General features: G+C 64.2%; 27 protein-coding genes. 12 read left to right on the forward strand and 15 right to left on the reverse strand.

Annotated elements, in window-relative coordinates; all coding sequences use genetic code 11:
• Positions 1–67: 67 nt before the first annotated feature.
• Positions 68–496, reverse strand: coding sequence for a pseudoazurin (locus ACU0DV_RS19185; protein ID WP_446269866.1), 429 nt, complete (start codon positions 494–496; stop codon positions 68–70).
• A 101-nt stretch (positions 497–597) separates the two neighbouring features.
• Between ACU0DV_RS19185 and ACU0DV_RS19190 the strand changes: the two genes are divergently transcribed.
• Positions 598–1,287: a Crp/Fnr family transcriptional regulator gene (locus ACU0DV_RS19190; protein ID WP_100931292.1), complete on the forward strand. Its 690-nt coding sequence runs from the start codon at positions 598–600 to the stop codon at positions 1,285–1,287.
• Positions 1,288–1,290: 3 nt separating this feature from the next.
• Here ACU0DV_RS19190 and ACU0DV_RS19195 read toward each other — a convergent pair whose 3' ends face one another.
• Positions 1,291–1,503 carry a DUF1858 domain-containing protein gene (locus ACU0DV_RS19195; RefSeq protein WP_446269867.1) on the reverse strand — a complete coding sequence of 71 codons (213 nt, stop codon included), beginning with the start codon at positions 1,501–1,503 and terminating at the stop codon, positions 1,291–1,293.
• Between the two features lie 125 nt (positions 1,504–1,628).
• Here ACU0DV_RS19195 and ACU0DV_RS19200 point away from each other — a divergent pair, with 125 nt between their 5' ends.
• Genes ACU0DV_RS19200 through hemN form a run of 8 tightly spaced genes read left to right on the forward strand, consistent with a single transcriptional unit; the run spans position 1,629 to position 8,594 of the window.
• Positions 1,629–2,081 carry a c-type cytochrome gene (locus ACU0DV_RS19200; protein WP_100931294.1) on the forward strand — a complete coding sequence of 151 codons (453 nt, stop codon included), beginning with the start codon at positions 1,629–1,631 and terminating at the stop codon, positions 2,079–2,081.
• Between the two features lie 21 nt (positions 2,082–2,102).
• The gene (locus ACU0DV_RS19205) at positions 2,103–3,446 is read left to right on the forward strand and encodes a cbb3-type cytochrome c oxidase subunit I (protein ID WP_446269868.1); all 1,344 of its coding nucleotides are present in this window, start codon (positions 2,103–2,105) and stop codon (positions 3,444–3,446) included.
• Between the two features lie 3 nt (positions 3,447–3,449).
• Positions 3,450–4,244, forward strand: a complete 795-nt coding sequence (locus tag ACU0DV_RS19210; protein ID WP_446269869.1) for an AAA family ATPase — start codon at positions 3,450–3,452, stop codon at positions 4,242–4,244.
• Between the two features lie 4 nt (positions 4,245–4,248).
• Positions 4,249–6,126, forward strand: a complete 1,878-nt coding sequence (locus ACU0DV_RS19215) for a VWA domain-containing protein (protein ID WP_446269870.1) — start codon at positions 4,249–4,251, stop codon at positions 6,124–6,126.
• 1 nt (position 6,127) lies between these two features.
• The gene (locus tag ACU0DV_RS19220; protein WP_446269871.1) at positions 6,128–6,298 is read left to right on the forward strand and encodes a hypothetical protein; all 171 of its coding nucleotides are present in this window, start codon (positions 6,128–6,130) and stop codon (positions 6,296–6,298) included.
• Positions 6,295–6,513, forward strand: coding sequence for an NnrT protein (locus tag ACU0DV_RS19225; protein ID WP_100931298.1), 219 nt, complete (start codon positions 6,295–6,297; stop codon positions 6,511–6,513). Before ACU0DV_RS19220 ends, ACU0DV_RS19225 begins: the two co-directional genes overlap by 4 nt.
• Positions 6,510–7,187 carry an NnrU family protein gene (locus ACU0DV_RS19230; protein WP_446269872.1) on the forward strand — a complete coding sequence of 226 codons (678 nt, stop codon included), beginning with the start codon at positions 6,510–6,512 and terminating at the stop codon, positions 7,185–7,187. The genes ACU0DV_RS19225 and ACU0DV_RS19230 overlap by 4 nt, the downstream gene beginning before the upstream one ends.
• Positions 7,188–7,238: 51 nt before the next feature.
• A complete protein-coding gene (gene hemN / locus ACU0DV_RS19235) occupies positions 7,239–8,594 on the forward strand; it encodes an oxygen-independent coproporphyrinogen III oxidase (protein WP_446269873.1) in 1,356 nt (451 codons plus the stop codon).
• A 7-nt stretch (positions 8,595–8,601) separates the two neighbouring features.
• On the opposite strand, the gene ACU0DV_RS19240 is transcribed toward hemN, so the two are convergent.
• The 11 genes from ACU0DV_RS19240 to ACU0DV_RS19290 all read right to left on the reverse strand — a co-directional run bounded on the left by ACU0DV_RS19240 (position 8,602) and on the right by ACU0DV_RS19290 (position 18,355).
• Positions 8,602–9,390: a formylglycine-generating enzyme family protein gene (locus tag ACU0DV_RS19240; protein ID WP_446269874.1), complete on the reverse strand. Its 789-nt coding sequence runs from the start codon at positions 9,388–9,390 to the stop codon at positions 8,602–8,604.
• 71 nt (positions 9,391–9,461) lie between these two features.
• Positions 9,462–10,583: a copper-containing nitrite reductase gene (gene nirK, locus ACU0DV_RS19245; RefSeq protein WP_446269875.1), complete on the reverse strand. Its 1,122-nt coding sequence runs from the start codon at positions 10,581–10,583 to the stop codon at positions 9,462–9,464.
• Positions 10,584–10,961: 378 nt separating this feature from the next.
• Entirely contained in the window at positions 10,962–11,213 is a 252-nt protein-coding gene (locus ACU0DV_RS19250) for an FAD:protein FMN transferase (RefSeq protein ID WP_446273566.1), read from the reverse strand.
• A 2-nt stretch (positions 11,214–11,215) separates the two neighbouring features.
• Positions 11,216–11,359, reverse strand: a complete 144-nt coding sequence (locus ACU0DV_RS19255) for a hypothetical protein (protein ID WP_372530268.1) — start codon at positions 11,357–11,359, stop codon at positions 11,216–11,218.
• Positions 11,360–11,412: 53 nt separating this feature from the next.
• Positions 11,413–12,729 (reverse strand): TRAP transporter large permease, encoded by a 1,317-nt coding sequence (locus ACU0DV_RS19260; RefSeq protein WP_446269876.1) that lies wholly within the window; start codon positions 12,727–12,729, stop codon positions 11,413–11,415.
• Positions 12,726–13,277, reverse strand: a complete 552-nt coding sequence (locus ACU0DV_RS19265) for a TRAP transporter small permease subunit (protein WP_283983882.1) — start codon at positions 13,275–13,277, stop codon at positions 12,726–12,728. The genes ACU0DV_RS19260 and ACU0DV_RS19265 overlap by 4 nt, the downstream gene beginning before the upstream one ends.
• A 55-nt stretch (positions 13,278–13,332) precedes the next feature.
• The gene (locus ACU0DV_RS19270) at positions 13,333–14,349 is read right to left on the reverse strand and encodes a TRAP transporter substrate-binding protein (RefSeq protein ID WP_446269877.1); all 1,017 of its coding nucleotides are present in this window, start codon (positions 14,347–14,349) and stop codon (positions 13,333–13,335) included.
• Positions 14,350–14,383: 34 nt separating this feature from the next.
• Entirely contained in the window at positions 14,384–15,427 is a 1,044-nt protein-coding gene (locus ACU0DV_RS19275) for an L-idonate 5-dehydrogenase (protein WP_446269878.1), read from the reverse strand.
• A complete protein-coding gene (locus ACU0DV_RS19280) occupies positions 15,424–16,392 on the reverse strand; it encodes a 2-hydroxyacid dehydrogenase (RefSeq protein WP_446273563.1) in 969 nt (322 codons plus the stop codon). Before ACU0DV_RS19280 ends, ACU0DV_RS19275 begins: the two co-directional genes overlap by 4 nt.
• Positions 16,393–16,394: 2 nt before the next feature.
• Positions 16,395–17,162, reverse strand: coding sequence for an SDR family oxidoreductase (locus ACU0DV_RS19285; protein ID WP_283983885.1), 768 nt, complete (start codon positions 17,160–17,162; stop codon positions 16,395–16,397).
• Positions 17,159–18,355 carry a mandelate racemase/muconate lactonizing enzyme family protein gene (locus ACU0DV_RS19290; RefSeq protein ID WP_446269880.1) on the reverse strand — a complete coding sequence of 399 codons (1,197 nt, stop codon included), beginning with the start codon at positions 18,353–18,355 and terminating at the stop codon, positions 17,159–17,161. The genes ACU0DV_RS19285 and ACU0DV_RS19290 overlap by 4 nt, the downstream gene beginning before the upstream one ends.
• A 246-nt stretch (positions 18,356–18,601) precedes the next feature.
• On the opposite strand from ACU0DV_RS19290, the gene ACU0DV_RS19295 reads away from it, so the two are divergent.
• On the forward strand, positions 18,602–19,267 hold the full coding sequence (locus ACU0DV_RS19295; protein WP_446269881.1) for a FadR/GntR family transcriptional regulator: 666 nt from the start codon (positions 18,602–18,604) through the stop codon (positions 19,265–19,267).
• A 366-nt stretch (positions 19,268–19,633) separates the two neighbouring features.
• Here the strand turns inward: ACU0DV_RS19295 and ACU0DV_RS19300 are convergent, their stop codons facing one another.
• Together ACU0DV_RS19300 and ACU0DV_RS19305 are read right to left on the reverse strand one after the other, a co-directional pair.
• Positions 19,634–21,121, reverse strand: a complete 1,488-nt coding sequence (locus ACU0DV_RS19300) for a tripartite tricarboxylate transporter permease (RefSeq protein WP_446269882.1) — start codon at positions 21,119–21,121, stop codon at positions 19,634–19,636.
• A 3-nt stretch (positions 21,122–21,124) separates the two neighbouring features.
• Positions 21,125–21,583, reverse strand: coding sequence for a tripartite tricarboxylate transporter TctB family protein (locus ACU0DV_RS19305; RefSeq protein ID WP_446269883.1), 459 nt, complete (start codon positions 21,581–21,583; stop codon positions 21,125–21,127).
• A 168-nt stretch (positions 21,584–21,751) separates the two neighbouring features.
• On the opposite strand from ACU0DV_RS19305, the gene ACU0DV_RS19310 reads away from it, so the two are divergent.
• Together ACU0DV_RS19310 and ACU0DV_RS19315 are read left to right on the forward strand one after the other, a co-directional pair.
• Entirely contained in the window at positions 21,752–22,714 is a 963-nt protein-coding gene (locus ACU0DV_RS19310; RefSeq protein ID WP_446269884.1) for a Bug family tripartite tricarboxylate transporter substrate binding protein, read from the forward strand.
• A 131-nt stretch (positions 22,715–22,845) separates the two neighbouring features.
• Positions 22,846–24,429 carry an AMP-binding protein gene (locus ACU0DV_RS19315; RefSeq protein WP_446269885.1) on the forward strand — a complete coding sequence of 528 codons (1,584 nt, stop codon included), beginning with the start codon at positions 22,846–22,848 and terminating at the stop codon, positions 24,427–24,429.
• Positions 24,430–24,434: the final 5 nt, after the last annotated feature.

Genomic DNA, 24,434 nt, shown 5'->3' on the forward strand with positions numbered 1-24,434 from the left:
TCCCGAGGGCAATCGGGCGGCGCCTTTGGCCGCGCCCGTATCGATCATTTGACGAAGGGACAGGACGTCACTCGACCTGTGCGATGAGATCGGCCATGCGGCTCGTGGCCTTGCCCTTGTGTTTGACGGCGGTTGCCTCGTCGAGGTTTGCGGCGTCGCCGACCTGGATCACAGCGACCATGCCCATGGCATAGTGCGGCGTGCATTTGACGCCATAGACACCCTGCGCGTCCACCGTCAGCTCGAACTCTTCGTTGAACTTGGTCTTGAAGCCGTCGACGCCATCGGGAAGCATACCGTCGATGCTCTCGACGTTGTGGCCCTTGTCGGCGGGAAGGAAGTGGATCACATCGCCCGGTGCGGCCTTCACGAAGGCGGGCTCGAAGACCATCACGCCAGCCTCACCCTTGTTCAGCATCTTGATCTCGTGGGTTTCGGCGCTGGCCAAGGTGGCGGTCAGGGCAAGGGCGGCGGTCATCATCATGGATTTGAACATCGGAGCATCCTTTCTGCGTTTCCGTTTGTTTCGTCTGCCCCTGATTTGCCGTAGACAGGCAGTCGGAACGTTGCCCTTGCACAAACTCCGGATGTGAAACCTTGCCGAAACTCGACGAAAGCCTGTTGACCGGCCTGCCGCCCTTTTCGCTGCTGGACCGCGCGCAGATCCGCGAGATCCTCGATCAGGCAGTGTCGCGCCGCTACGTCGAAGGCACGACGATCTTTGGCGAGGGGCATGACGCCGACCGGTTTTACCTGCTGCTGGACGGCTACCTGAGGGTTGTCCGCACGACCCCGGGGGGGGACCAGATCATCGTCTTGCACATTTCGCCGGGGCAGTTGTTCGGCATTGCGCCCGCCTTGCAGCGCGACACCTACCCCGCCAGCGCCATCGCCGCGGCCGAGTCGATTGCACTATCCTGGCCGGTGCGCGTGTGGGATGACTTCACCAGCCGCTATCCCGGCTTTGCCACAGAAAGCTACAAGACCCTCGGTCAGCGCCTTGGCCAGATTCAGGAAACCCTGACGGAAATGGCGACGCAGGCGGTGGAAAAGCGCGTCGCCTGCGCGCTGCTCCGCATGGTCCATCAAAGCGGCCGCAAGACGGACAAGGGGATCGAGATCGCCTTTCCCGTGACCCGTCAGAACATCTCGGACATGACCGGCACCACCCTGCACACGGTCAGCCGGCTGCTGTCGGCATGGCAGAAAGAGGGCATCGTGGAATCGACCCGCAAGCATATCGTGGTCACGGATCCTCATGCCCTGGTGGTGCTGAGCGAGGCGTGACGGCTACGGCTTGGCCAGGCGAGCCCGCAATTCCGCCCGGAACGCGTCCTCGTCCAGATCGTATTCCAGACACGCATCCGTAATGGCGTGAAACGGCGCGATCAGGCAGCCGGGGCACAGCATCCGCCGGTCCATGAAAACCCCGGCCATATCCGGCCATGCGGAAAACAGCTCCGCCAGAGGTAGTTCCGGGTCGTCGAAATCAGGCTGCGACATGGGCTGTCCTTTCATAGCCACATGTTGCCCGTACCTTTCGCCAGCTTCTTTGCGTTTGCACAACAAGCGGTGGGACAGTCCCCGATACACAGCGGTCATCCGAAACAATTCGACAGGACCGCGACATGTCTGAATTCCTAACAAAATCGCGGGCAAGGAACGTGTTCTACGGGGGATCCATATTCTTCGTCGTCGTGTTCGTGGCCCTCACGGCGCAAAGCCACCTGCACATCGTGGACAAAGCCACTGCCGGGATGCCCCTGACCGACGAGGTCGTCCTTGGCAAACATGTGTGGGAGCGCAACTCCTGCATCAACTGCCACACGCTGCACGGCGAAGGGGCCTATTTCGCCCCCGAGGTCGGCAATGTGATGACCCGCTGGGGCGTCGCCGACGACCCCGAGGGCGCCTACGAGATGCTGGACGGCTGGATGCAGGCGCAGCCCTCCGGAATCGAGGGCCGTCGCCAGATGCCGCATTTCGAGATCACCGAAGAGGAGATGCGCGGGCTCGCCGAATTCCTCCGCTGGGCCGATCAGACCGACACCCAGAACTGGCCGCCGAACGACGCGGGCTGATCGAGGGAAAGGAGAAAAAACATGAAATACCAATCGCAAAAGGTGGCTTACGCCTATTTCCTCGCGGCGATGGCGCTGTTCGGCATCCAGGTGCTGGGCGGGCTGCTGCTGGGCTGGATCTACGTCTCGCCCAACACGCTGTCCGAGGTCTTGCCCTTCAACATAGTGCGCATGATCCACACCAACGCGCTGATCGTCTGGCTCCTCCTGGGCTTCTTCGGCGCAGCCTACTACCTCGTCCCCGAGGAGAGCGAGCGCGAGATATTCTCGGTCAAGCTCGCCTATATCCAGCTTGCGATCCTCGTGGTCGGCACGCTGGGCGCGGTGGGGTCGTATATCGTCGGCATTCACGGCGGACGCGAATTCCTAGAACAGCCACTTTGGGTCAAGTTCGGAATCCTCGTGGCTGCGGTGATCTTCCTCGTGAACGTGTCGCTGACCTTCCTTGCCGGGCGCAAGACGGCAATCACCAACATCCTGATGATGGGCCTCTGGCTGCTGTGCCTGCTCTGGGTCTTTGCCTTCATCAACCCCGACAACCTGTCGCTCGACAAGATGTACTGGTGGATGGTCGTGCACCTCTGGGTCGAGGCCACCTGGGAGCTGGTCATGGCTGCGATCCTCGGCTTCCTGATGCTGAAGCTGACGGGTGTCGACCGCGAGGTGATCGAGAAATGGCTCTACATCATTGTCGCCACCGCGCTCTTCTCGGGCATCCTCGGCACCGGACACCACTTCTACTGGATCGGCACGCCGGGTTACTGGCAGTGGATCGGCTCGATCTTCTCGACCTTCGAGGTGGTCCCGTTCTTTGCCATGATGTCCTTTGCCTTCGTCATGGTCTGGAAGGGCCGCAAGAACCACCCGAACAAGGCCGCGCTGCTGTGGTCGCTGGGGTCCTCCACCGTCGCCTTCTTCGGGGCGGGCGTCTGGGGCTTTTTGCACACGCTGCACGGGGTGAACTTCTACACCCACGGCACGCAGATCACCGCCGCCCACGGGCACCTCGCCTTCTACGGCGCTTACGTGGCGCTGAACCTGGCGATGTTCACCTATGCGATGCCGATCCTGCGGAAGCGGGACCCGTATAATCAGGTGCTGAACATGGCGAGCTTCTGGCTGATGACCGGCGGCATGGCCTTCATGACCTTCACGCTGACCTTTGCCGGCACAATCCAGACCCACATGCAGCGCATTGTCGGCGACTACTACATGGACGTACAGGATCAGCTGGGCCTGTTCTACCTGATGCGCTTCGGCTCGGGCATCGCCGTAGTGCTTGGTGCCCTGCTGTTCATCTACTCGATGCTCGTGGTGCGCCGCGAGGTGGTGAAACCCGGCCCCGTCGCCGTACCCGGAGAATGAGCCATGAAAGACCTGATCCATACCGACCTGCCGTTCTACCATGCGCAATCCGATGAATGCGCGGTGTTCCAGACGGCCTATGAAAACTGCCTGCCCCTTCTTCTGAAGGGGCCGACAGGCTGCGGCAAGACACGCTTTGTCGAACACATGGCCGCGCGCCTTGGCCTGCCGTTGCACACCGTCGCCTGCCATGACGACCTGTCGGCGGCGGACCTGATCGGGCGCTATCTGCTGAAAGGCGGCGAAACCGTCTGGGTCGACGGCCCGCTGACCCGCGCCGTGCGCGAGGGTGGCATCTGCTATCTCGACGAGATGGTCGAGGCGCGCAAGGACGTGACCGTGGTCCTGCACCCACTGACCGATGACCGGCGCCGTCTGGTCATCGACCGCACAGGTGAGGAGCTGCAGGCGCCCAAGCCCTTCATGTTGGTGGCCAGCTACAACCCCGGCTATCAGACCGTGCTGAAAAAGCTGAAGCCGTCGACGCGGCAGCGGTTTGTCTCCATCGGCTTCGATTTCCCGACACCCGAGGTCGAAACCCCCGTGGTCATGCGTGAAAGCGGATTGGATGAGGCGCGCGCCGGCGCCCTGGTTCGGCTGGCGGGCAAGATCCGCGCGCTGTCGGGCATGGATCTGGAGGAAGGTGTCTCGACCCGCCTGCTGATCTATGCGGCCACGATGATTGCGCGCGGCATGGCGGTGGATCGCGCCATCGAGGCCGCCATCATCGAACCGCTTTCCGACGAGCCGGATGTGCAGCAGGCGCTGCGCGATCTGGCCGCCGTGATCTACGGGTGACGCCATGATCCACGTCCTCGACCTGATGGAGCCCGAAGAGACCGTCGGCAACCTCTGGCACGACATGGCGTCGCGCTGGGGGGCCGTTGCAGGGGATGACACGCGTGCGGTGACGTTCGAGGCCATGCGTCCCTCGGTGCTGGCGCTGTTCCGGGCGCTTGGCGGCGCGGCGGGGGTGGAGATCACCCCGGCCCCGCTGACCACATCCGACCATCGCCCCGACCGGCTGCGGCGCATCGGAACCCCGCGTGAAAAGCTGCACGCGGCGGATTTCGACGGCGACCGCCTGCGCCTGCCGCCGGTGATCGACACCTTTCCCACGCGCGATCTGAACCGGGCGTGCTATCTGTGGCTGACAGCGCTGGCCGCCTGTGTCGACCTGCCCGATGCGCAGGCCGACCCGCTCGCCGCCGACCGGGCCGAGATCGACGCGCTGGCGCAGGCGTCTGACCGCGCCTATGTCGCCTGTCCGGGCCTCCGGCTGCCGCATGCCGCATTCTGTACCCACATCACCCTGAACCGCCATCGCACCGGCCTGCCGCGCTGCGAAGCCGGGATCGAGCGGATGCTGCTGGACCAGCTCTGTGGCCACGCGTTCCAGCGTGAATGCCTGGACTGCCCTGCCCCGCGCGGCTACCGGACCTTTGCTGCCCTGCCGATCTGGCCGCGCCTGCGGCCCCGCACCCGCAGCGACCAGCCCGCCGCCGCGAGTGACGAGTCCCCTGCCCCTGCGATGGTCCTGCCCACCCGCAAGGAGGCGCGCCGAGAAGACCGCGATCAGGCCAACCGCAACGACAGCTTCATCGTCCACAGGTTCGAGTCGATCATGTCCTGGGCCGAAAGCCTGAACATCAACCGCATGGTCGATGACGACGATCAGGACAATGCCGCCAAGGCCGCAGAGGATCAGGATCACCTGACCCTGTCGCAGAACATCAAACGCGCCGCCACCCGCCTGCGCCTGTCGCTGGACCTGTCGCCGCAGGATGCCGATCACGAACGGCTTGCGGGCAAGTTCACCTATCCTGAATGGAATCGCCGCACCGGCGCCTACATGCCCGACCACACCCGCGTGCTGGAGGCCGAGGCCAAGCCCCGCACCGACTACGCCCCCGATCCGCGGCTCGTCGCCCGCGTGCGTCGCCAGTTTGCGCCCCTGCATCCCCGCCGCGTGATCCTGCCCCGGCAGCTGGACGGCGACGATCTGGACCTCGATGCGGTGGTGACGTCGCAGACCGACATGGCCTGCGGGCAGCAGGGCAGCGACCGAGTCTGGCAATCGGGTCGCCCGACGGCGCGTGACCTGAGCGTTGCGATCCTGATGGATTGCTCGCGGTCGACCGAGGCAGCGCTCGGCGATACATCGGTGATCGAAACCGCGCGCGAGGCGCTGGCCGCGCTGTCCTGTGGCATCGACACGGCGGGCGACCGGCTGGGGATCTGGGGGTTCTCGTCGCTGAAACGCGACCGCGTCTTCCTGCACCGGGCCAAGAAATTTGCCGAACCGATGTCACAGGCTGTCACCACCCGCATCGGCGGCTTTCGCCCCGGGCACTACACCCGGCTAGGGGCCGCGATCCGGCATGTCTCGGCGCAACTGGCAGATGAGGGTGCGACCCGCCGGCTGCTGCTGGTGCTGACCGATGGCAAACCTAATGACCTCGACCACTACGAAGGCCCGCACGGTATCGAGGACAGCCGCATGGCCGTCCGCGAGGCCCGCGCGATGGGGCAGTCGGTGCATGGCGTGATCGTCGATCAGGACGGACAGGACTGGTTCGCCCGCATCTTTGGTCGCGCCGGATTCACCCTGCTGCCCGATCCGCAGCGCCTGCCCCGCGCCCTGCCTGACATCTACCAGACCCTGACCATGGAGAGCTGACGTGAAACGTCTTTTGATCCTTGCCACCCTGATCCCCGCCCCTGCGCTGGCCGCTTTCGACCGGCCCATCCCGCAGCCGCAGACAGATGTGGCCGAATTCTGGTTCTTCGTCGGATCGGTCGCCCTGATACTGGCGCTGGTCGCCGTGCAGATGCTGGTCAGCCGCCGATGAAACCCGGATGGAAACTGCTGGCCGGGCTCTATCCGTTCGGCGCGGGGGCGATGGGGGTGAACCTGTTCTTTGCCTCGCTGATCGGGTCCTGGCTGGGCTGGCCCGTGCTGACGCCGTGGCAGTCTGCCGCCGGGGGTCTGGTGATCGGTGCCCCGGCGACCTACGCCTTTGCCTGTCACATCATGCGACTGATGAAGGAGGCGGACGAGGCATGACCGGCTGGGCCGAATACACCCTTGCGCTCGCGCTTTTTGCGGCCAGCCATTTCGTGCCGCGCCTCGGCGGCCTGCGAGAGAGGCTGATCGGCGCGGTGGGACGCCGGGTCTATTTCGCTGCCTATGGCGTGATCTCGCTGGCCTTGCTGGTCTGGGTGATCGCTGCCGCCGGGCGCGCCCCCTATGTGGAGCTTTGGCCGCAAATGCCATGGACGCGCTGGGTTCCGAACCTCGCGATGCCTGTGGCTCTGGTGCTTGTCGCTTGCGGTATCGGTGCGGCGCAGCCCTTTACCCTTGGCGGGGGCAAGACATTCGATCCCGCGCAGCCCGGCTTTGCCGCCGTCTCGCGCCATCCGCTGTTCCTTGCGCTGGCGGTGTGGGCCGGGGCGCACCTGTATCCGAACGGGGATCTTGCCCATGTCATCCTGTTCGGCAGCTTTGCCGCCATGGCACTGGCCGCCATCCCGGCCTTCGATGCAAAGGCGCGGCGCGCGGCTGGACCGGATATCTTCGCGCACACGGCGCTCCTGTCGCTGAAACCGTTGACCTGCCCGTCGTGGCGACGCGCCAACCTGCGCCGCGTGCTGGTCCGCAGCGCGATCGGCCTGTCGGTGTGGATGGCCATGCTCCACTTGCACGAGCTCGTGATCGGCGTTTCGCCCTTTCCGGTCTGAAGCTTGATCCTGCGCAAAGTCGCGCCGCCGGAAAAGGCGCATATCGGCCGCATGAAACACCTAGACCGCCTCAGATCCCTTGGCCTGTTCGACAGCCGGGTGCCCCGCTACACCTCATATCCCACAGCGCCGGTCTTTGCGCCCGGCGTAGGCTCCGCCGAGCAAACCCGCGCGCTGGCGGCGCTGGACCCGGCCCAGCCGGTGTCCGTCTACCTGCACATCCCGTTCTGCGAACGCCTGTGCTGGTTTTGTGCCTGCCGCACGCAGGGGACGAAGACCCTGTCCCCGGTGGAAAGCTACCTCGGCGCGCTGGAACAGGAACTGGCGCTGCTCAGGGACATCCTGCCCAAGGGCCTGCGCATGGGGCGGATGCATTGGGGTGGCGGCACGCCGACGATCCTGCCGCCCGAGATGATCCACCGTCTGGCGCAGGCGGTCCGGGCGGTGATCCCCCCTTCCGAGGATTGCGAATTCTCGGTCGAGATCGACCCGACCATGGTCGACCGCCCCAAGATCGTTGCACTGGCTGCCGAGGGCATGAACCGCGCCAGCATCGGCATTCAAGACTTCGACCCTTTGGTGCAGGCCGCCATTGGGCGCGAACAACCCTTTGACATCACGCAGGCCTGCGTTGACGACCTGCGCGCGGCGGGTATTCGCTCCCTGAACGCCGACCTCGTCTACGGACTGCCGCACCAGACTGCTGAACGGCTAGATGATACCGTGTCCAAGGTGCTGGAGCTTGCCCCCGAGCGCGTTGCACTGTTCGGCTATGCGCATGTGCCTTGGGTGTCCAAGCGGCAAAAGCTGATCCCCGAAGACGCCCTGCCGGCCGAAGAGGCGCGTCACGCGCTGGCGACGCTTGCCGCTGCACGGTTCACCGGCGCCGGGATGACCGCCATCGGGATCGACCATTTCGCCGGCCCCGGTGATGGGCTCGCCCGCGCCGCTGCCACCGGGCATCTGCGGCGCAATTTCCAAGGCTATGTCGACGATACTTGCCCGACGCTGATCGGTCTTGGCGCTTCGTCGATCTCTCGTTTGCCCACAGGCTACGTCCAGAACGCACCCGCCACCGCCGCCTATGTCCAGCGGATCGAGGCCGGTCAGCTGGCCGGTGTGCGCGGCCACATGATGACCGCGGACGACCTGCTGCGCGCCCGCGCGATCGAGATGCTGATGTGCGAGTTCCGGCTGGACCGCGCGGCGCTGCGGGACGCCTTTGGCGGACAGGCCGCAACGCTGGATGCAGAGATCGCGCTGTTGAGCGGGCGGTTCGGCGATCTGGTGGAGGTGACGGAGGATGCGCTGACCATCGCGCCCGAAGGCCGTGCGCTGACGCGGATCATCGCCAGCGGCTTTGATGCGCATGTCCCGGATGGCATCCGCTACAGTCAGGCGTCGTAAGCGGGGGTCATTTCCCACGCACCAGCCTGAAGCCAAGGTGATCCGGCGGCAGCCCCACGGCGCAGCCGCCGACACTGGCATCGCGGACAAAATCGATCACTGCAGCGCGGTGCACGCCTCCGGCGATGCGCACACCGCAATAGGGTTCCGTCTCGGCCACCGTGCCATCCACCGCCAATTCGCCGCTCTGCATACAGCCATCCGTCCATTCCCAGACATTGCCTGACACATCCGCCAAACCATTGGAGTTCAGCCCGAACTCACCGGAGGCATACAGTTTCGGGTCGGCATCCCGACGCAGGGTCGCGCCGTTTTCATAGCTCGCCAGCATCTGCACGCCCGGATCGGCAACCGCGTAATCCGGTCCGCTGTCGCCGTAGCGTTCCGCTGCAGCCAGTTGCCATTCGACGTCGGAGGGCAACCGCCAGTCCGCACCGGTCCGCTTGGCATACCAGCGGGCAAAGGCGGTGGCGTCCTGCCAGCTGACCCCGGTCTGCGGGGCGTCAGGCGAAACGGTGCGGACCCGGTCACATGCCTCGTCTGCCACACAGGCGGCGTATTGCGCCCCGGTCACCTGGTATTTCATGATGTCAAAGCCCTGCACGGTCATCGGCACCGGCCGCGGCGTACGCGTCTTTCCAGACCGAGAGAAGTTTTCCAACGGGCGAAACGCGATCTCACCTGTCGCCACGTGCACCATTTCCGGCGGATCGAAGGGCCGATCTGCCGGCTGTCGCGCCGCGATACCCAAAACGAACGCGACGCCGACCGCCGCCATTGCAACAACGATTTTCATCGGTTCCTCCGCTCAAATGAAAGAGGCGGTCACATCCTGCGACCGCCCCCTGTCTTTCCTTTGTGGCTGCATCAGATCGCGTTCAGATCACTTGGGGCAAGGACCTGTTCCATCAGGTCGTTGTTCCAGTCGCCCTCGACCTTCACATGTGCGGTTGCGCCAAGGTTCACCGCCTCGATCAGGTTGTGGTTCACGTAGGCATAGACCCCCGGTTGCAGGAAGGTATACAGCGCCGCGCCCGCCGAACCGCCCCGGATGAACCAGGTTTCCATGTCGCGGTCGGGGACGTTGTTGAACTTGCCGTGCTCCCAAACCAGGTCGCCGTGCCCGCCGATCAGGTGCGGACGGGTGTCGCGGTTGGCCTGGCTGTGGACGAACAGCACCCGCTCACCGACATTGGCGGTCATCGCGTTGTCGCCGGTCAGCGCGCCGACCTTGCCGTTGAAGACAACGTGGGTAGGGATCAGCCCGTTCATCACCTCAAGCGTGTCGGCATAGCTTTCGCCAACATCGGCAAAGCGCTTGTAGTCGCCGTTCTCGTCCTTCGGAAGGTAGAACTCGTTCTCGCCGATATAGTAGACGCGGTCGTAGCTGACCGGGTTTCCCTCGTGGTCTTTCAGCCCGTCACGCGGCAGCACCATGATCGTCCCCGCCATGCCCGAAGCGACGTGCCACGGGATCATGGGGCCGCCCGGTGCGCAGTGATAGACAAAGGTACCCGGACGCGTCGCCTTGAACCGCAGGATGGTCTTTTCGCCCGGGTTCACATGAGTCAGCGCGCCACCACCCAAAGCCCCTGTCGCGGCATGGAAATCGATGTTGTGCGGCAGCATGTTGTCTTCGGGGTTGATCAGGGTCAGCTCGACGTAGTCCCCTTCGTGCACCACCATCATCGGACCGGGGATCGACCCGTCAAAGGTCATGCCCTGCAGATAGGCCCCGTCGTCGACCTCGATCTCCTTTTCGGCGATCTTCATCTCGAATTCGACGATGCGGGGTGCGCCGGGCGCAACCTGTTCGTGGTCGTGCACGAAGGGCGGCGCGATCAGCTTGCGCTTGATGCGGGTGAGGCTCGACAGGTCCGCAGGGGCCGCAAGCGGGGCCGCCACAGTCTCTGCATGCGCAGCCTTGGCCAGGATCGGAAGCGAGGCAACCCCGGCTGCGCCCATCAATGCGGCTCTTCTCGTAAGCATTTTCTCATTCCTTCTCGGTATGTCTGCGCGTTGAGAAGAGTTTATCCGGAGGCGCGGCGCGGAACGTTGCGGAAATGCAAGTTCCCGGCGACTTGGTACGCATTTGACGGGCTCGAGGGGGGAATGCCGGCAGGGTGACCTACAAGAAGCATCGCTCCCCGGGTTGCACGAGAACATTCCCTTCCGGTTGCCGATGTCGGGCCCCTATGAGGTCGACCTTATCGAGCAGATGGAGACGATCTTTGGTCAGGACCTCGACGGCCGTCGACGCTGCATCCGTTACGGCAGCACTATCTTGCAGGGCGCTGGTGGGAACGGAGCGGATCGCGCTCCTGCCAGTCGGTGCGAATATGTGGCCAACCCCAAGCGGTGCCCAGATCAAGGTGCCGACCGCGTCGAGGTAGTGACAGTACGGACCCCCAAGCTCAATCTGTGCCCCGAAGACATCCGCACCGACCAGCCTTGCCCATCCAGCCGCCCCACCGCGCAGATCTCGCCCACGTTCATTGCATCGCGCAGTCCTTTGCGGTGCAAGCGCCGTGACAGGCTGTTTGTTGCGCATCCTTGCGCAACCCCGTTTGGCGTCAAAGCCATGCGGGATCGCCCGAGACGCACGGCGCTATCATCCATCGTCACACTGTGGAGTCCGACCAAGGATTGGGCCGCCTCGATTTCGACAGGTCGCGCCGCCCGGCCGCATTGGCACGGGCGGCAAACAGCGGCTGGACAATCAGATCGAACGAACCTTCAGTCGCGTAATACATTTCGCGTGCCATCGACGGTGGTCTGTGTCCCGTTTGTCTTCCAGTTTCAGGGGGCCAAGCAACTGTCAGCGTCCGGTGATCCCCGGGAAGGCGACCAGCAGGCCAACCGCCAGGACTTGCAGCGCGATGAAGGGCAGCAACGACCGAAAGATCTCGCCCAGCGATATGTCTGGCGGCGCGACCGACTTCAGGTAGAAGGCCGCCGGGCCGAAGGGCGGCGACAGGAAGCTGACCTGCATGTTCATGGCGAAGAGCACGCCGAACCACACCGGATCTAGGCCGAGCGTCTTGATGATCGGCACGAAGATCGGCATCGTCAGAAGCGCGATCCCCACCCAGTCGAGGAAGGCCCCCAGCACGAAGAGGATCGCCATCATCACCAGCACGATGACCGTCGGATTGTCGGAAATACCTGTCATCAGCTCCGAGATGAAGCGGATCCCCCCCATCAGGTTGTAGACCCCCACGAGCGCGGTCGCCCCGATCCCGATCCAGACGATCATGCCGACGGTGGCCAGCGTTTGCATCGCGCTGTCGCGCAGCATGGCAAACGAGAACTCGCCCCGCAGGACGGTCGACAGCAGCACGCCACCGACGCCCACGGCGGAGGCTTCGGTCACGGACGCAATCCCGGCATAGATCGAGCCCAGCACGAAGAAGACGACCAGCAGCGGCAGGATCAGCCCTTTGAGCAGCTTGATCTTTTCCGCACTCGGGATCGGCACGGGATCGGGCGGCGGCGCGATGTTCGGTCTGCTGTAGGACAGCACGAGAATATAGATCACGTAGAACATCGCCAGCATGAAGCCGGGGATGAAGGCCGCGGTGAAGAGGTCCCCGATCGAAACATTGGCCGTCAGACCGTAGATGATCAGCACGATGGACGGCGGCACCATCGTGCCCAACGAGCCGCCCGCGCAGACCACGCCGATGGCGAGCTTGCGGTCATAGCCCTGCCGCAGCATCTGAGGCAGCGCGATCATGCCCAGCAGGACGATTTCGCCACCGATGATCCCGGACATCGCGGCCAGTACCACTGCGACAAAGATCGTCTGAACCGCCACCCCGCCGCGCAACCGGCCGCCGATCAGCTTCATCGCGTCGAACAGGTCCCGCGCGATGCCGGATCGGTCCAGCAGCGCGGCCATGAGCACGAACATGGGCACCGAGACAAAGACGAAACTCTCGACAAAGGTGTAGATCCGCGAGGTGATGATCGGCACCGCCATGGTGCCATACCCCAGGAGGGCAAAGACCAGCGCGACCAGCAGCGTGACAAAGGCGAGCGGCATGCCCGTCAGGAGCAGCGCGATCATCAGGCCGAACATCCACAGGGTCAGCGGCCCGATGCCGATGGCGGCGAAATCGAGAAGGGCACTCATGCGTCGGTCTCCGGGGCGCCATCGACAGGCGCGCGCAGGTAGTGAAAGGCAAGGATGAGGAACTGGACCGCCATGGCGATGAGCATGAGCAGCAGGAACCCCTTGACCAGTGCCGGTGTCGGCGGGTTCCAGGCAGAGCCGGAGGTTTCCATGCGGAACGCGCCGGTTGGCGTCCAGAAGGCCTTGGAGACCATGATCCAGCAGGCAAAGGCGAAAAAGCCCGAGGCGATCAGCGACAGGATGGAAATGGCGACGTTCAACCACCGCTTGGCGCGCGGACCAATGGCGTCATAGATCAGAACCACGCGGATGTGGCTGTTGCGTGCGACACAAAACAGCCCGCCATAGAGGAAGGCCAGACCGCAAAGGAACGTCGTGGTCTCATGCGCCCACAGCGTCGGGCTGTTGAACACGTAGCGCAGGAAGACCTCGAGCAGCAGGATGGCCGCGGCCAGCACGATGCCCGCCGCGAACAGGTAACCGCCTTTGTCGATGATGCGCCCGAGGCGGCCCGCTTCGGGTGCCGCGCGCCTGGACAGATCGCTCATATCTTTCCCCCCTCCGAGTTCACGGGGCGGGCAGTGCCGCCCGCCCCGATCCGGTTCACTGGATCAGGCCTTTGGATTCCAGGTAAGCGTTCAGGCTGTCATAGACCTTCTGCGCCATCTCGGACTGGCTTGCGACCTTTTCCCATTCGCCGCGCGCGATGCCGCGGAACTTGGCGCGCTCTTCGGCGGGCCAGTCGTGGATCGTCACATCGCCCGAGGCCTTGGCCGCCTCGATCGCGGCAAGGTCACGCTCTTTCAGGGCGTTGACCTGGGTCTGCTGGAATTCCTTGATCGACGCCCGGAACGTCTCCTGCACGTCTTCGGGCAGCGCATCCCACTTGGCCTTGTTCATCGACACCTCGACCAGCGGCAGGGAGTGGAAACCGGGATAGACCGGGTGCGTCGCCACATCGTTCATGCCAACCTCCTGGTTGACCGAAAAGACGGAATAGTCCGCCGCGTCGATCACGCCCTTGTCGAGCGAGGTATAGACCTCGGACGCGGGCAGGTTCACCGGCGCGGCACCCGCTGCGCGGAAGACATTGGCGATCAGACCTTCGGGGTTGCGTACCTTCAGACCCTCAAGGTCGGCCACGCCATCCAGCGGCACCTTGGACACGAAGGCCTCAAGCCCGGGTGTCGACACGCCGATGAATTCGAGGCCGTAGGGGTTCAGCAGCTCGTTCATCAGCTCTGCGCCACCGCCGTTCTCGACAAAGTCGATCATCTCGGCCGGGTCGGACCAGGCGCCAACCGGGTTGGCGATCAGGCCAAAGGCCGGGTCCTTGCCCGCAAAATAGGAGGTGTCGGTGATGTGGCCGTCAATGATGCCGGCGCCAACCGCGTCCTGGGTTTCCTTGTAGTCGACGATGGAGCCCACGGGCAGCAACTCGACGACGACGTTGCCATCGCTCATCTCCTTGAGCGTTTCGGTCCAGCCTTGCTGGAACTCGAAGTTCGGGTTGCCCGCCGGGTCCGAGGACTGGAAGCGGAAGCTGTAATCCTGCGCATTGGCGGCCATGGTCGCAAGGCCAAGGGCCAGCGCACTGGTGAGAAGTGTCTTGAACGTCATTGGGGTCTCCTCCCTCTGGGTTGATCCGGGCGCGTCAGGCGCCCGAGAAACGAATTTGCACCTTCATGGCGCGGGACTTGTCCGCGGCCAGGTCAAAGGCCGCGACGGCGTCATCGGCGTCGTGGACGCCGGTCAAGAGCGGGGCGAGGTCGATGCGTCCCTCGGAAATGAAGCGGGCGGCGGTGGCGAATTCCTCGTGAAAGCGGAATGCGCCGCGCAGGGTCAGTTCCTTGGCGACCGTCAGTTGCAGCGGCAGGGGGGCTTCGCCGCCCATGCCGACCAGGACCACCGTGCCGCCGGCGCTAGTCGCGGTCAAAAGCCCGCCAAGCGCCTGCGGCGCGCCAGAACATTCAAATCCGACGTCGATCTGGCCCTTGTCCCGCTGAAGCGGCTGCAGCCCGTCCGGCGTGGTGACAAGGTTGATCGTCTCATCTGCGCCCATGGCCCGGGCCACCCCAAGCGGCGTGTCGGAAATGTCGGTCGCGATGATCCGCGTCGCCCCGGCCAGCCGTGCGGCGGCCATCGTCAGGCAACCGATGGGGCCGGAGCCCGATACCAGAACCGTCTTGCCAACCAGCGACCCGGCTTGCCGCACCGCGTGCAGGCAGACGGCCAGCGGCTCGGTCATGGCCGCAAAGGCGAGGTCCGCCTCGGGCGCGAATCTTTCCACCAGCGTCGCAGGCAGGGTTAGCGCCTCGCGGAAGAGACCCTGTTCATGCGGCATTCGCATGGCCGAGCCGTTGAAGCGCATGTCGAGGCACTGGTTCGGCTGGCCGCGCAGGCAGTAGTCGCACCGGGTGCAGGGGCGAGACGGGTTCACGGCCACCTTCTCTCCGATGGCCAGCCCCTCGACGCCTTCCCCCAGCGCAGAGATCACACCGGATACTTCGTGCCCAAGGGCCATAGGCTCGCGGACGCGGATCGCGCCGAAGCCGCCATGCAGGTAGTAATGCAGGTCGGATCCGCAAATCCCGCCGTTCGCCACGCGCACCTGCACCTCGCCCGCGCCGGGCTGCGGGGCGGGCGCCATGGACTCGACGCGCAGATCCCGCTCTGCATGAATGACCACCGCCTTCATGGTTTCGGCGCCTTGATCACGTTGATCAGGTTCTCGCCCCGCGCCAGCCGGTTGACGTTCTCCGCCACGGTGGCGGTGCGGCGCGCGATGGTGCCGGTGGTCCAACCGGACATATGCGGCGTGATCGTCACGTTGGGCAGGGTGTGGAACGGGTGTTTCGACGGCATCGGGTTTGGGGTCTCTGCCGATGGGTAGACGTACCAGGTGTCGAGGATCGCACCCAGACGACCGTCCTTGACGGCCGCGAACAGCGCATCCTCGTCGATCACCGGCCCGCGCCCGACATTCATGATGACCGCACCGTCCCGCATCGCGGCCAGTTCAGTCGTGCCGATCAGACTGGCCGTGGCGTCGGTCAGCGGCAGGGTGTTCAGGACGAAGTCGACCTGCCCCATCATCTCTGCAAGGCTATCCAGACTATGCGCCGTCACGCGGCTGTCCGCTACGGGCGAGCGGTTCGCCACATGCACCGTCATGCCGAAGGCCAGCGCGCGATCCTTGACCGCCTTGCCGATATGGCCATGCCCGACGATGCCGATGCTCTGCTGGCCCAGTTCGGTGCGCAGCCCGTCCGGGCCGCCCGCCCAATAGTGCCAGTCGCCGCGCCGCAGCCGTGTGTCCGCATCGTCCAGCGGCACATGCCGCGACAGGAGCGCCGTCATCACGTATTCCGCGATGGCATTTTCGTGGCCAAAGGCGTTACAGACAGCACAGCCATCGGGCAGCGCGTCCATGTCGACCTTGTCGTAGCCCGCGGCGGGCAGTTGGAACAGCCGGGCGGCCTGCACGCCTTTGCCGTTGTAATGCACACCGACGACCACGTCGGCACCGGCAAGCGCCTCTGCCTCACCCGCGCCGTCGACCGCGTCGGAAATCACGGTGATCTCGTGCGGCATGTCGAGTTGCGCCGACAGGCCGGGTTCAAACGTCGCGGCGTTGGCCCCGTAAAAAACGATTTTCATCATGGTCACAGCACCGAAATCATGCCGCCATCGGCATAGATGATCTGGCCAGACACGTAGTTCGACGCATCCGAGGCGAGGTAGATGCAGGTGCCCGCCAGTTCCTCGGGCAGGCCCCAGCGGCGCATCGGGGTGCGTCCCTTGACCCAGGCGTCGAAGTCGGGGTTCGACAGCAGCGCCTCGTTCATGTCAGTGACCATGTAGCCCGGTCCGATGGCGTTGGACTGGATGCCCAATTCGCCCCACTCCGCCGCCATCGCCTTGGTCAGCATCTTGATGCCGCCCTTGGCGACCGTGTAGGGCGCCACCTTCGCGCGGGCCAGTTCCGAGGTGAGCGAGCCGATGTTGATCACCTTGCCCCTGCCCCGCTTGGCCATGCGTTTCGCGGCCTCGCGCCCGACGACGAAGGCAGCGGTCAGATTGATGTCGAGGACGCGGCGCCAATCGGCGGTCTCGAGTTCCAGCATCGGCTTGCGGAACTGGATGCCGGCGTTGTTGACGAGGATGTCGACGTCGATGCCCTCCGCATCCAGCGTCTCGAAGGCCGCGACGATCGCCGCCTCGTCCGCCACGTCGAAGGCCGCTGTCAGCACGTCGTAGCCCTCGTCGCGCATCTCCTGCGCGGCGGCCTCAAGCCGTTCTTGGTTGACGCCATTCAGGACAATGCGCGCCCCGGCTTGCGCGAGGCCTTCGGCAAAGGCCCGGCCCAGACCACGCGAAGAGCCGGTGATGAGGGCGGTCTTGCCGGTCAGATCGAACAGGGGATGGCTCATGAAACCTCCGAAATGCGTGTTGTCAGATCGCCGCGGTCAAAGAATTCCGGGCGCAGCTCGGTGCCCAGGCCGGGGCCGTCCATCGGGTAGACGTAGCCCCCCTCGATGCGCGGCACCTCGGTCACCAGCTCGCGATACCAGCCGTTGTAGAAGGCGCGAACCGATTCCTGGATGAGCGTGTTGGGCTGGCTGAAGGACATGTGGATCGCGGCAGCAAAGCCCACGGGGCCGATGCAGTCATGCGGCGCAAAGGGGCGGTGGTAGGTGTCGGCCATGGCTGCGATCTTGCGCCCCTCGGTCAGGCCCCCGGTCCAGCACAGGTCCGCCATGACCACATGCGCAGCGTCCCGGTCGAGGAACTCCTTGTAGGCAAAGCGCGAGCCCAGCGTTTCCGACGCGCAGGTCCAGACCGAGGTCGAGGCCGCGAATTCCGCCAGCGCCTGCGCGTTGTTCATGCGGATTGGGTCCTCGTACCAGCGCGGTTGGTAGTCCTCCAGCACGCGCGCGATGTCCTTGGCCACGGGCAGGTTCCACAGGCAATGCAGCTCGACCATGATCTCCATCCGGTCGCCAACAGCCTTGCGGATCTGCTCGAAGGGCTTCACCGCCGTCTTCATCTGGTCCGCGGTGATGAACATGCCCTTGTTCTCGATCGCGGGCGGATCGAAGGGCCAGATCTTCATCGCGGTGATGCCCTTGTCCAGCAGGTCCTCGGCCAGCGCCCCCGCATCGGTCATGAAGGCGTCGAGGTCCTCGTACTGGCCCTCGTCCCGGTTCCATGTGTCGACCGGCTTGATCTTGTTGGTGCGCACATAGCGGGTGCCCGCGCAGGTGTTGTAGACGCGGATCTTGTCCCACGACTGTCCGCCGAGCATCACATGCACCGGCTGCCCTGCCACCTTGCCAAAGATGTCCCACAGCGCGATGTCGACGGCCGAGGCGGCGCGATATTCGACGCCCGTACTGGCCTGCGCGTTGGGCAGGCTGACCATTTCCTTGTGCAGCGCCTCGATGTTCATAGGGTTCTGCCCCAACAGCCGCACGGCAAGCGTGTTGTGGATGTGCGCCTCGCAGGCTTCGGCCCCGTAGAAGGTTTCGCCAAGCCCGGTAATCCCGGCATCGGTTTCCACGTGGACCCAAAGCACGTTGGCGAATTCCTCCGCACGATAGGTACGAATGGCGGTGATCTTCACGTCAGATGTCCTCCCTGCGCGTCCGGTCAGGCCGGTAGCGTTCGTCACGGCAATGCCTATCTGTCGAGTTGGAAGGTGGCTACATTTGGTGACAATTTCCGATGGATTGTCAGACAATACGGTTGCAGAATCCACTTAGAAACCAGATTTCGCCCTTCACTGGCGGGAATCACCGCAACCAACGCCGAAGGGAGGCACCGCATGACAAATCCCATATCCGGCGAGCCCGGGCTGGCCGAAATGGCCATGAAGCGCATTCGCGACCTGATCCGCGCGCAGGGCCTGCGCCCCGGCGACGCTTTGCCGTCAGAGGCCGCTCTTGCCGAACATCTGGGCGTGTCCCGACCCGTGACGCGTGAAGCGCTGCGCGGACTGGCCACGCTGCGGATTCTCAATATCGGCGGCTCGCGCAAGGCGCGGGTGGCCTTGCCCGATGCCTCGGCCCTGAGCCTCGTTCTCGACCACGCGACCTATAGCCGGGGATTGAGCATTCAGCAGGTGCTGGATGTGCGCAGGACGCTGGAGATGCGCACCGTTGGCCTGGCTGCGATGCGTCGCAGCGACGCCGAGGCGACAGAGCTGCTGGACATCACCACCCGCATGTTTGCCGCCCTCGAGGGGGGGCATACGGACCTCATGGAACTGGACATCCGTTTTCATTCTCTGATTGCAAAGGCCTCTGGCAATCATCTCTATTCCATGCTCGTCGACAGTTTCTGGATCATCACGCGACAGACCTGGGCCATCGGATGGCGTTCGCGTGCAACGCACCAGAACCGCCGCGACAACATCAAATGCCATGAACGGATCGCAACCGCGATCATGGCGCAGGATGCCAGCCGCGCCGAGGCCGCCATGTCCGAACATTTCGACAGCGCCGTGAGCGTGCTGCTGCGTGCTGGCGTGACCTGAAGGGCGCGTTCAAGTCGATGTTGGGCCTGGGTTGCTTCTGGAAATTTGGGGTTGTCACCGAAAACTGAACAACCAGCCAACCTTGTCGCCGAGCAGCATCGAGATAGCCAAGTTCCGCTATGGTTGGTAGCGGTGGCTCGGTTGGTCTGATCAATTTCCAGTCGTCTTCTAAGTGGTTTTCTGCCTTGGTTAGGCTGCCACCGCTTCGGGCCCCGGGCGGTTGAAGTAGCCTGATCGGGTGTTTTCCCGTCAAGCGATGAATGCGGCTAACGAGACAGGCTAAAGCCAGATCACCGCGAATCCCTTTCCGCAACGATCGCGTACCCGGGCGAAGAGGAGCGGCAGCGCCCCCTTCGCCCGGATGCTTCAAACGCGGCGTTGCCGGAACGCCCGGACGCCCGACCACAGCATCAATAGCGCCGTCGCGCCCAATACGGTGGCACTGATCGGCTCGGTGACGAAGATGGTCAGGTCCCCCCGGGACATCAACAGGGCGCGGCGCATGTTCTCTTCCAGCATCGGCCCCAGAATGAAGCCCATCAACAATGGGGCTCCGCTCATGTTCACCAAGCGCATTGCGTAGCCCAGAAGCCCGATGCCCAGTACGATCAGGATGTCGAGACTGGTCAGCTTGACGCTGTAGACGCCGACGCAGATCAGGCAGATGATTCCCGGATAGAGCAAGCGATAGGGTATCGACAGGAACCGGATCCAGATCCCTACCAAGGGTATGTTCAGGACCAGCAGAAGCACGTTGCCGATCCAGAAACTCGCCACCAACGCCCAGAACATGTCTCCATGGTCGGTGATCAACCGCGGCCCCGCGGGGATGCCATGGATCAGCAGGGCACCGAGGATCAGCGCCATCGTTGCACTGCCCGGAATGCCCAGTGTCAGCGTGGGGACGAAAGCGGTCTGCGCCGCGGCGCTGTTGGCCGCCTCCGGCGCGGTGACACCTTCGATGATTCCCGTGCCAAAGGCCTCGGGCCGTCGGCTCACACGCTTCTCAAGGGTGTAGGCCAGGAAGGAGGCGATGGTCGGCCCGGTGGCAGGCAGTGCGCCCAGCAGCGAACCGAGCAGCCCTCCGCGCAGGATCGGCATGGCACTGCGCCTACGGTCATCCCGCGTGGGCAGCATGTCTCGCAGGCGCACGTTGGCCTTTACCGACATGTGATCGCCACTCATCACCGTGGCCAGGATCTCCGCGATGCCGAACACACCCATTGCGATGATGATGATGCTGATGCCGTCGAACAGCTCCATCGTGCCGAAGGTGAAGCGTTGCACGCCGGTGTTGATGTCGGTGCCGATGGTGCCGAACATCACCCCAAGGACCACCGAAGCACAGCTTTTGAGCACCGCGCCCTGGGTCATCGTGGTCGATGCCAGCAGGCCAAGCACCATGATCGAAAAGTAATCGGCCGGACCGAAGCGCAGCGACAGATCCGCGAGAATCGGCGAGAACGCCGTCAGCAGCACGATACCGATGGTGCCGCCCAGAAAGGATGCGATGGCAGTGATGAAGAGCGCCACAGGCGCCCTGCCCTGCCGCGTCATCTGGTAGCCCTCGATACTGGTCACCGCACTCGAGGCCGAGCCCGGCAGATTGATGAGGATCGACGAGATCGACCCGCCATATTCTCCGCCGTAATAGATGCCGGCGAGCATAACCAGCGCGGCCTCGGGTGACAGGTAGAAGGTCATCGGCAACAGGATCGAGATGCCGATCATGGATCCGATGCCTGGCAGCACACCGACGAAGGTGCCCACGGTCACACCTATGAAGCAGAAAAGCAGGTTTTCCGGAGACAGCGCACTGGCGAAACCGCCGATCAGGTTGGCGAGAATATCCATAGATCAGAAGCCTGCCCAGACGCGGATCGGCATGGACAACAGCACGATGAAGAGCAGCCAGATGGCGACGGCAAGCCCGGTCGACAGCATCAGTGCCTCGCGCCAAGTGGTCGAGGGGGTGGCCTTTGCGGCGATAGTGCCGCAGATCATGATCGCCGGGATAAGGCCCAGCCGGTCGATGGTCAGGCTGAAGGCGATGAAGGCCGCTGAAATGAACAGCAACGGCCGGAGCGCAGGCGGGCGCGGAATCTCGCCCTGCCGGGCAAGCCCCATGATGATCAGCGCGACGCCGAGCATCGTTCCGATCACCCCCAGGACGAGCGGGAAAAAACCCGCCTGCATCCGGGCGAGACTGCCGATGTCGTAGGATATCGCCCCGATTCCGAATCCCAGACTCAGGGCAACGATCCCGATTCCGGCGAGCACGTCCGAAGACGCAAGGCGATGGCTAATGGCGGTCATCTTTGGACTACCTCTCTGTTTAGGTTGTTATTTTTGGTTTCTGCCCCGGCTCTTGGGTGGCTGGGTGCTTTTGTCCTGCGCTGGGGAACCGGCGCTTGACAAGATGGAACGATGGTCGCATCGTTTAAAAACAATTACAACAATTGCTATGCAATACAGGGAAACATCATGATCAATTCTGTCCTTCGGGTGCTCGCCGCCTCTGTTGCTCTTGCCACGCCTGCGCTGGCGCAGGAATTTCCGACCCAGCCCGTGCGCGTCGTCGTGCCTTACAACGCCGGCGGAACCGTCGATTACGTCGGCCGCGTCACCGCCGCCGAGATGGGCAAGTTGATGGGCGAGAACTTTGTCGTCGAGAACCGGCCCGGCGCCTCGGCCAGCATCGGCAACCAGTATGTCGCCAACGCTGAGGCCGACGGCTACACGTTGTTGATGACCTCGGTGACAAGCAACGCCATCACCAGCGCGCTCAACCCCGACACCGCCGGCTATGTGCTCAAGGACGATTTCGCCCCGGTGGGCGCCGTGGGCCGCGTGCCGCTGATGCTGGTGTCCGCGAACAACATCCCCGCCGACACGATCGAAGAGCTGATCGAATACGCAAAGGCGGAAGAGCTTCCGCTGACCTATGCCTCTTCCGGCATCGGCTCTACCGAACATCTGGGCGCGATTGTGTTCGCCGATGCCGCGGGTATCGAGCTTGAGCACATCCCCTACACCGGCGGTGCCCCGGCGATGGTCGATCTGGTCGCGGGCCGGGTGTCGCTGATGGTCGCAACCGTCTCCACCGCTCTGCCGCAGCTCGAGGCCGGGGCGATCAAACCGATGGTCGTCGCGATGCCGGAGCGCATCGACATGCTTCCCGACGTGCCGAGCGCAACTGACGCGGGCCTCGACAGCTTCAACGTGGCCTCTGTCTACGGCCTGCTGGCCCCGTCGGACATCGACGAGGCGACGATGTCCGCGCTTCGCTCCGCACTGCAGGAGACGGTGAGCAGCGAGGCCTTCGTCACCCAGATGGGCGAGCGCGGCATCGTGCCCTCGACGGATGAACCCGAGGACGCCGGCAAAATCTACGAGGCCGAGGTGGATACCTGGTCCGAGCGCGTGCTCGCGGTCGATTTCGACTGATCTGCAATCGGTCACTGCCCTTGCGGGGCGGTGACCCCAAACGACGCGCGCCCTGACTGCACCGATGCTGCGGTCAGGACGCCCCCTGCCGGGCCCACCGCCCGGAAAATTTCTCCGAGGAAAAAGTTCCAATGTCCCAAAGCGTAGAGATGGACCCGGTCGACGATGTCCTGTTCAAAGACCTGCTGGCGCAGCGCGCCGCAACCGACCCGGATCGCATCTTTCTGAAGTTCAAGGATGACGTCTACACGATCGCGGATATCAACCGCGCCGCGAACAAGGTGGCAAACGCGCTGCTCGCATCGGGGCTTGCACCCGGCGACCGCGTGGGGCTGATGCTGCCCAGCCACCCCGACCACATCATCGCCATTTTCGCGACGATGAAGGCGGGCCTGGTGCGCGTCCCGGTGAATATCCACGCCAAGGGCGACTCTCTCGAGCATTACTTCACCTCCTACGATATGGCGGCGCTGATCGCGGACACAGCCTATGCAGAGGCGCTCGATGCCGCTTTCGAAACCGCGCCCCGCCCCGCGATGTTCTGGCGCGGCCAGCAGACCCCGGCGCCAGACAGCTACGAGGCGCAGGTCGCGGCCGCCTCCGACGCGGAACCGGACGCTGTCTTCGGCCCTGACGACGTGCTCGCCCTGACCCCCAGTTCGGGGACCACCGGCGCGCCGAAGGGAGTTCTGAAATCCGACCGGACCCTCCGCGGTGGCCCGATGGCCGTGCTGAACATCACCGACGCAAAGCAGGGCGACGTCTTCCTGCTGTGGGAAGCGCTTCACCATGGCGCAGGCGTCGCGGTGATTATTTCGGCAGTCATCGGCGGCGTGACCCTGGCCATGGTGGAACGCTTCAGCGCCTCGGGCTTCTGGGACGACGTGCGCCGGCATGGCGTCACGCACATCCATTACCTCGGCGGTGTGTTGCCGCTGCTCCTCAAGCAGAAACCTTCCGAGCGCGACCGCGACCACAATGTGCGCATCGCCTGGGGCGGCGGCTGCCCGCCCGAGATCTGGAGGGACGTCGAGGATCGCTTTGGCGTCGAGCTGCGCGAGGGTTATGGTCTTTCGGAGCTGATCACCTTCGTGACGCTGAACAAGGACGGCCGCGTCGGTTCATGCGGGCGTCCGCTGTCGCTTTTCGACATCATGATCGCCGACGATGAGGGCAACGAACTGCCCCGCGGCGAAACCGGCGAGATCGTGGCCCGCGGCACGCAGAAGGGGCTCGGCTTCCTCGGCTATTTCCGCAATGAGCAGACCACCCGGGACACCGTGCGCGACGGCTGGCTGCTGACCGGCGATCTTGGGCGGATGGATGAGGACGGCTACATCTTCTACGCCGGACGGAAGAAGGAGATGCTGCGCCGCCGCGGCATCAACATCTCGGCCTGGGAGGTCGAGCAGGTGGTGAACAAGCACGCCGCGGTTGCCGAAAGCGCCCTGGTCGGCGTGCCCAGCGAGCTCGGCGAAGACGAGCTCAAGATCTTCGTGAAACTGGTCGATGGCGCTGCGTTCGATCCGATGGAGCTTGTGACCTTCTGCGAGACGCGCATGCCCTACTATCAGGTCCCGCGCTATGTTGCGGTGATCGAAGAGTTCCCCAAGACCCCGACCCAGCGCATCCGCAAGAAGGAACTGTCGCGCGGCACCGAGGGCGCCTGGGATCTTGACGCGACCGGCTACAAACCGGGCCGCAAATCCGCCTGAGCCGC

The organism is Sagittula sp. (assembly GCF_052825245.1).

Bases quoted from the DNA above. Each gene is read 5' to 3' on its own strand.
- ACU0DV_RS19185 (WP_446269866.1), bottom strand. From the start codon at position 496: ATGTTCAAATCCATGATGATGACCGCCGCCCTTGCCCTGACCGCCACC.
- ACU0DV_RS19195 (WP_446269867.1), bottom strand. From the start codon at position 1,503: ATGTCGCAGCCTGATTTCGACGACCCGGAACTACCTCTGGCGGAGCTG.
- ACU0DV_RS19200 (WP_100931294.1), top strand. From the start codon at position 1,629: ATGTCTGAATTCCTAACAAAATCGCGGGCAAGGAACGTGTTCTACGGG.
- ACU0DV_RS19205 (WP_446269868.1), top strand. From the start codon at position 2,103: ATGAAATACCAATCGCAAAAGGTGGCTTACGCCTATTTCCTCGCGGCG.
- ACU0DV_RS19210 (WP_446269869.1), top strand. From the start codon at position 3,450: ATGAAAGACCTGATCCATACCGACCTGCCGTTCTACCATGCGCAATCC.
- ACU0DV_RS19215 (WP_446269870.1), top strand. From the start codon at position 4,249: ATGATCCACGTCCTCGACCTGATGGAGCCCGAAGAGACCGTCGGCAAC.
- ACU0DV_RS19225 (WP_100931298.1), top strand. From the start codon at position 6,295: ATGAAACCCGGATGGAAACTGCTGGCCGGGCTCTATCCGTTCGGCGCG.
- ACU0DV_RS19230 (WP_446269872.1), top strand. From the start codon at position 6,510: ATGACCGGCTGGGCCGAATACACCCTTGCGCTCGCGCTTTTTGCGGCC.
- hemN (WP_446269873.1), top strand. From the start codon at position 7,239: ATGAAACACCTAGACCGCCTCAGATCCCTTGGCCTGTTCGACAGCCGG.
- ACU0DV_RS19240 (WP_446269874.1), bottom strand. From the start codon at position 9,390: ATGAAAATCGTTGTTGCAATGGCGGCGGTCGGCGTCGCGTTCGTTTTG.
- nirK (WP_446269875.1), bottom strand. From the start codon at position 10,583: ATGCTTACGAGAAGAGCCGCATTGATGGGCGCAGCCGGGGTTGCCTCG.
- ACU0DV_RS19250 (WP_446273566.1), bottom strand. From the start codon at position 11,213: ATGGATGATAGCGCCGTGCGTCTCGGGCGATCCCGCATGGCTTTGACG.
- ACU0DV_RS19255 (WP_372530268.1), bottom strand. From the start codon at position 11,359: ATGGCACGCGAAATGTATTACGCGACTGAAGGTTCGTTCGATCTGATT.
- ACU0DV_RS19260 (WP_446269876.1), bottom strand. From the start codon at position 12,729: ATGAGTGCCCTTCTCGATTTCGCCGCCATCGGCATCGGGCCGCTGACC.
- ACU0DV_RS19265 (WP_283983882.1), bottom strand. From the start codon at position 13,277: ATGAGCGATCTGTCCAGGCGCGCGGCACCCGAAGCGGGCCGCCTCGGG.
- ACU0DV_RS19270 (WP_446269877.1), bottom strand. From the start codon at position 14,349: ATGACGTTCAAGACACTTCTCACCAGTGCGCTGGCCCTTGGCCTTGCG.
- ACU0DV_RS19275 (WP_446269878.1), bottom strand. From the start codon at position 15,427: ATGAAGGCGGTGGTCATTCATGCAGAGCGGGATCTGCGCGTCGAGTCC.
- ACU0DV_RS19280 (WP_446273563.1), bottom strand. From the start codon at position 16,392: ATGATGAAAATCGTTTTTTACGGGGCCAACGCCGCGACGTTTGAACCC.
- ACU0DV_RS19285 (WP_283983885.1), bottom strand. From the start codon at position 17,162: ATGAGCCATCCCCTGTTCGATCTGACCGGCAAGACCGCCCTCATCACC.
- ACU0DV_RS19295 (WP_446269881.1), top strand. From the start codon at position 18,602: ATGAAGCGCATTCGCGACCTGATCCGCGCGCAGGGCCTGCGCCCCGGC.
- ACU0DV_RS19300 (WP_446269882.1), bottom strand. From the start codon at position 21,121: ATGGATATTCTCGCCAACCTGATCGGCGGTTTCGCCAGTGCGCTGTCT.
- ACU0DV_RS19305 (WP_446269883.1), bottom strand. From the start codon at position 21,583: ATGACCGCCATTAGCCATCGCCTTGCGTCTTCGGACGTGCTCGCCGGA.
- ACU0DV_RS19310 (WP_446269884.1), top strand. From the start codon at position 21,752: ATGATCAATTCTGTCCTTCGGGTGCTCGCCGCCTCTGTTGCTCTTGCC.
- ACU0DV_RS19315 (WP_446269885.1), top strand. From the start codon at position 22,846: ATGTCCCAAAGCGTAGAGATGGACCCGGTCGACGATGTCCTGTTCAAA.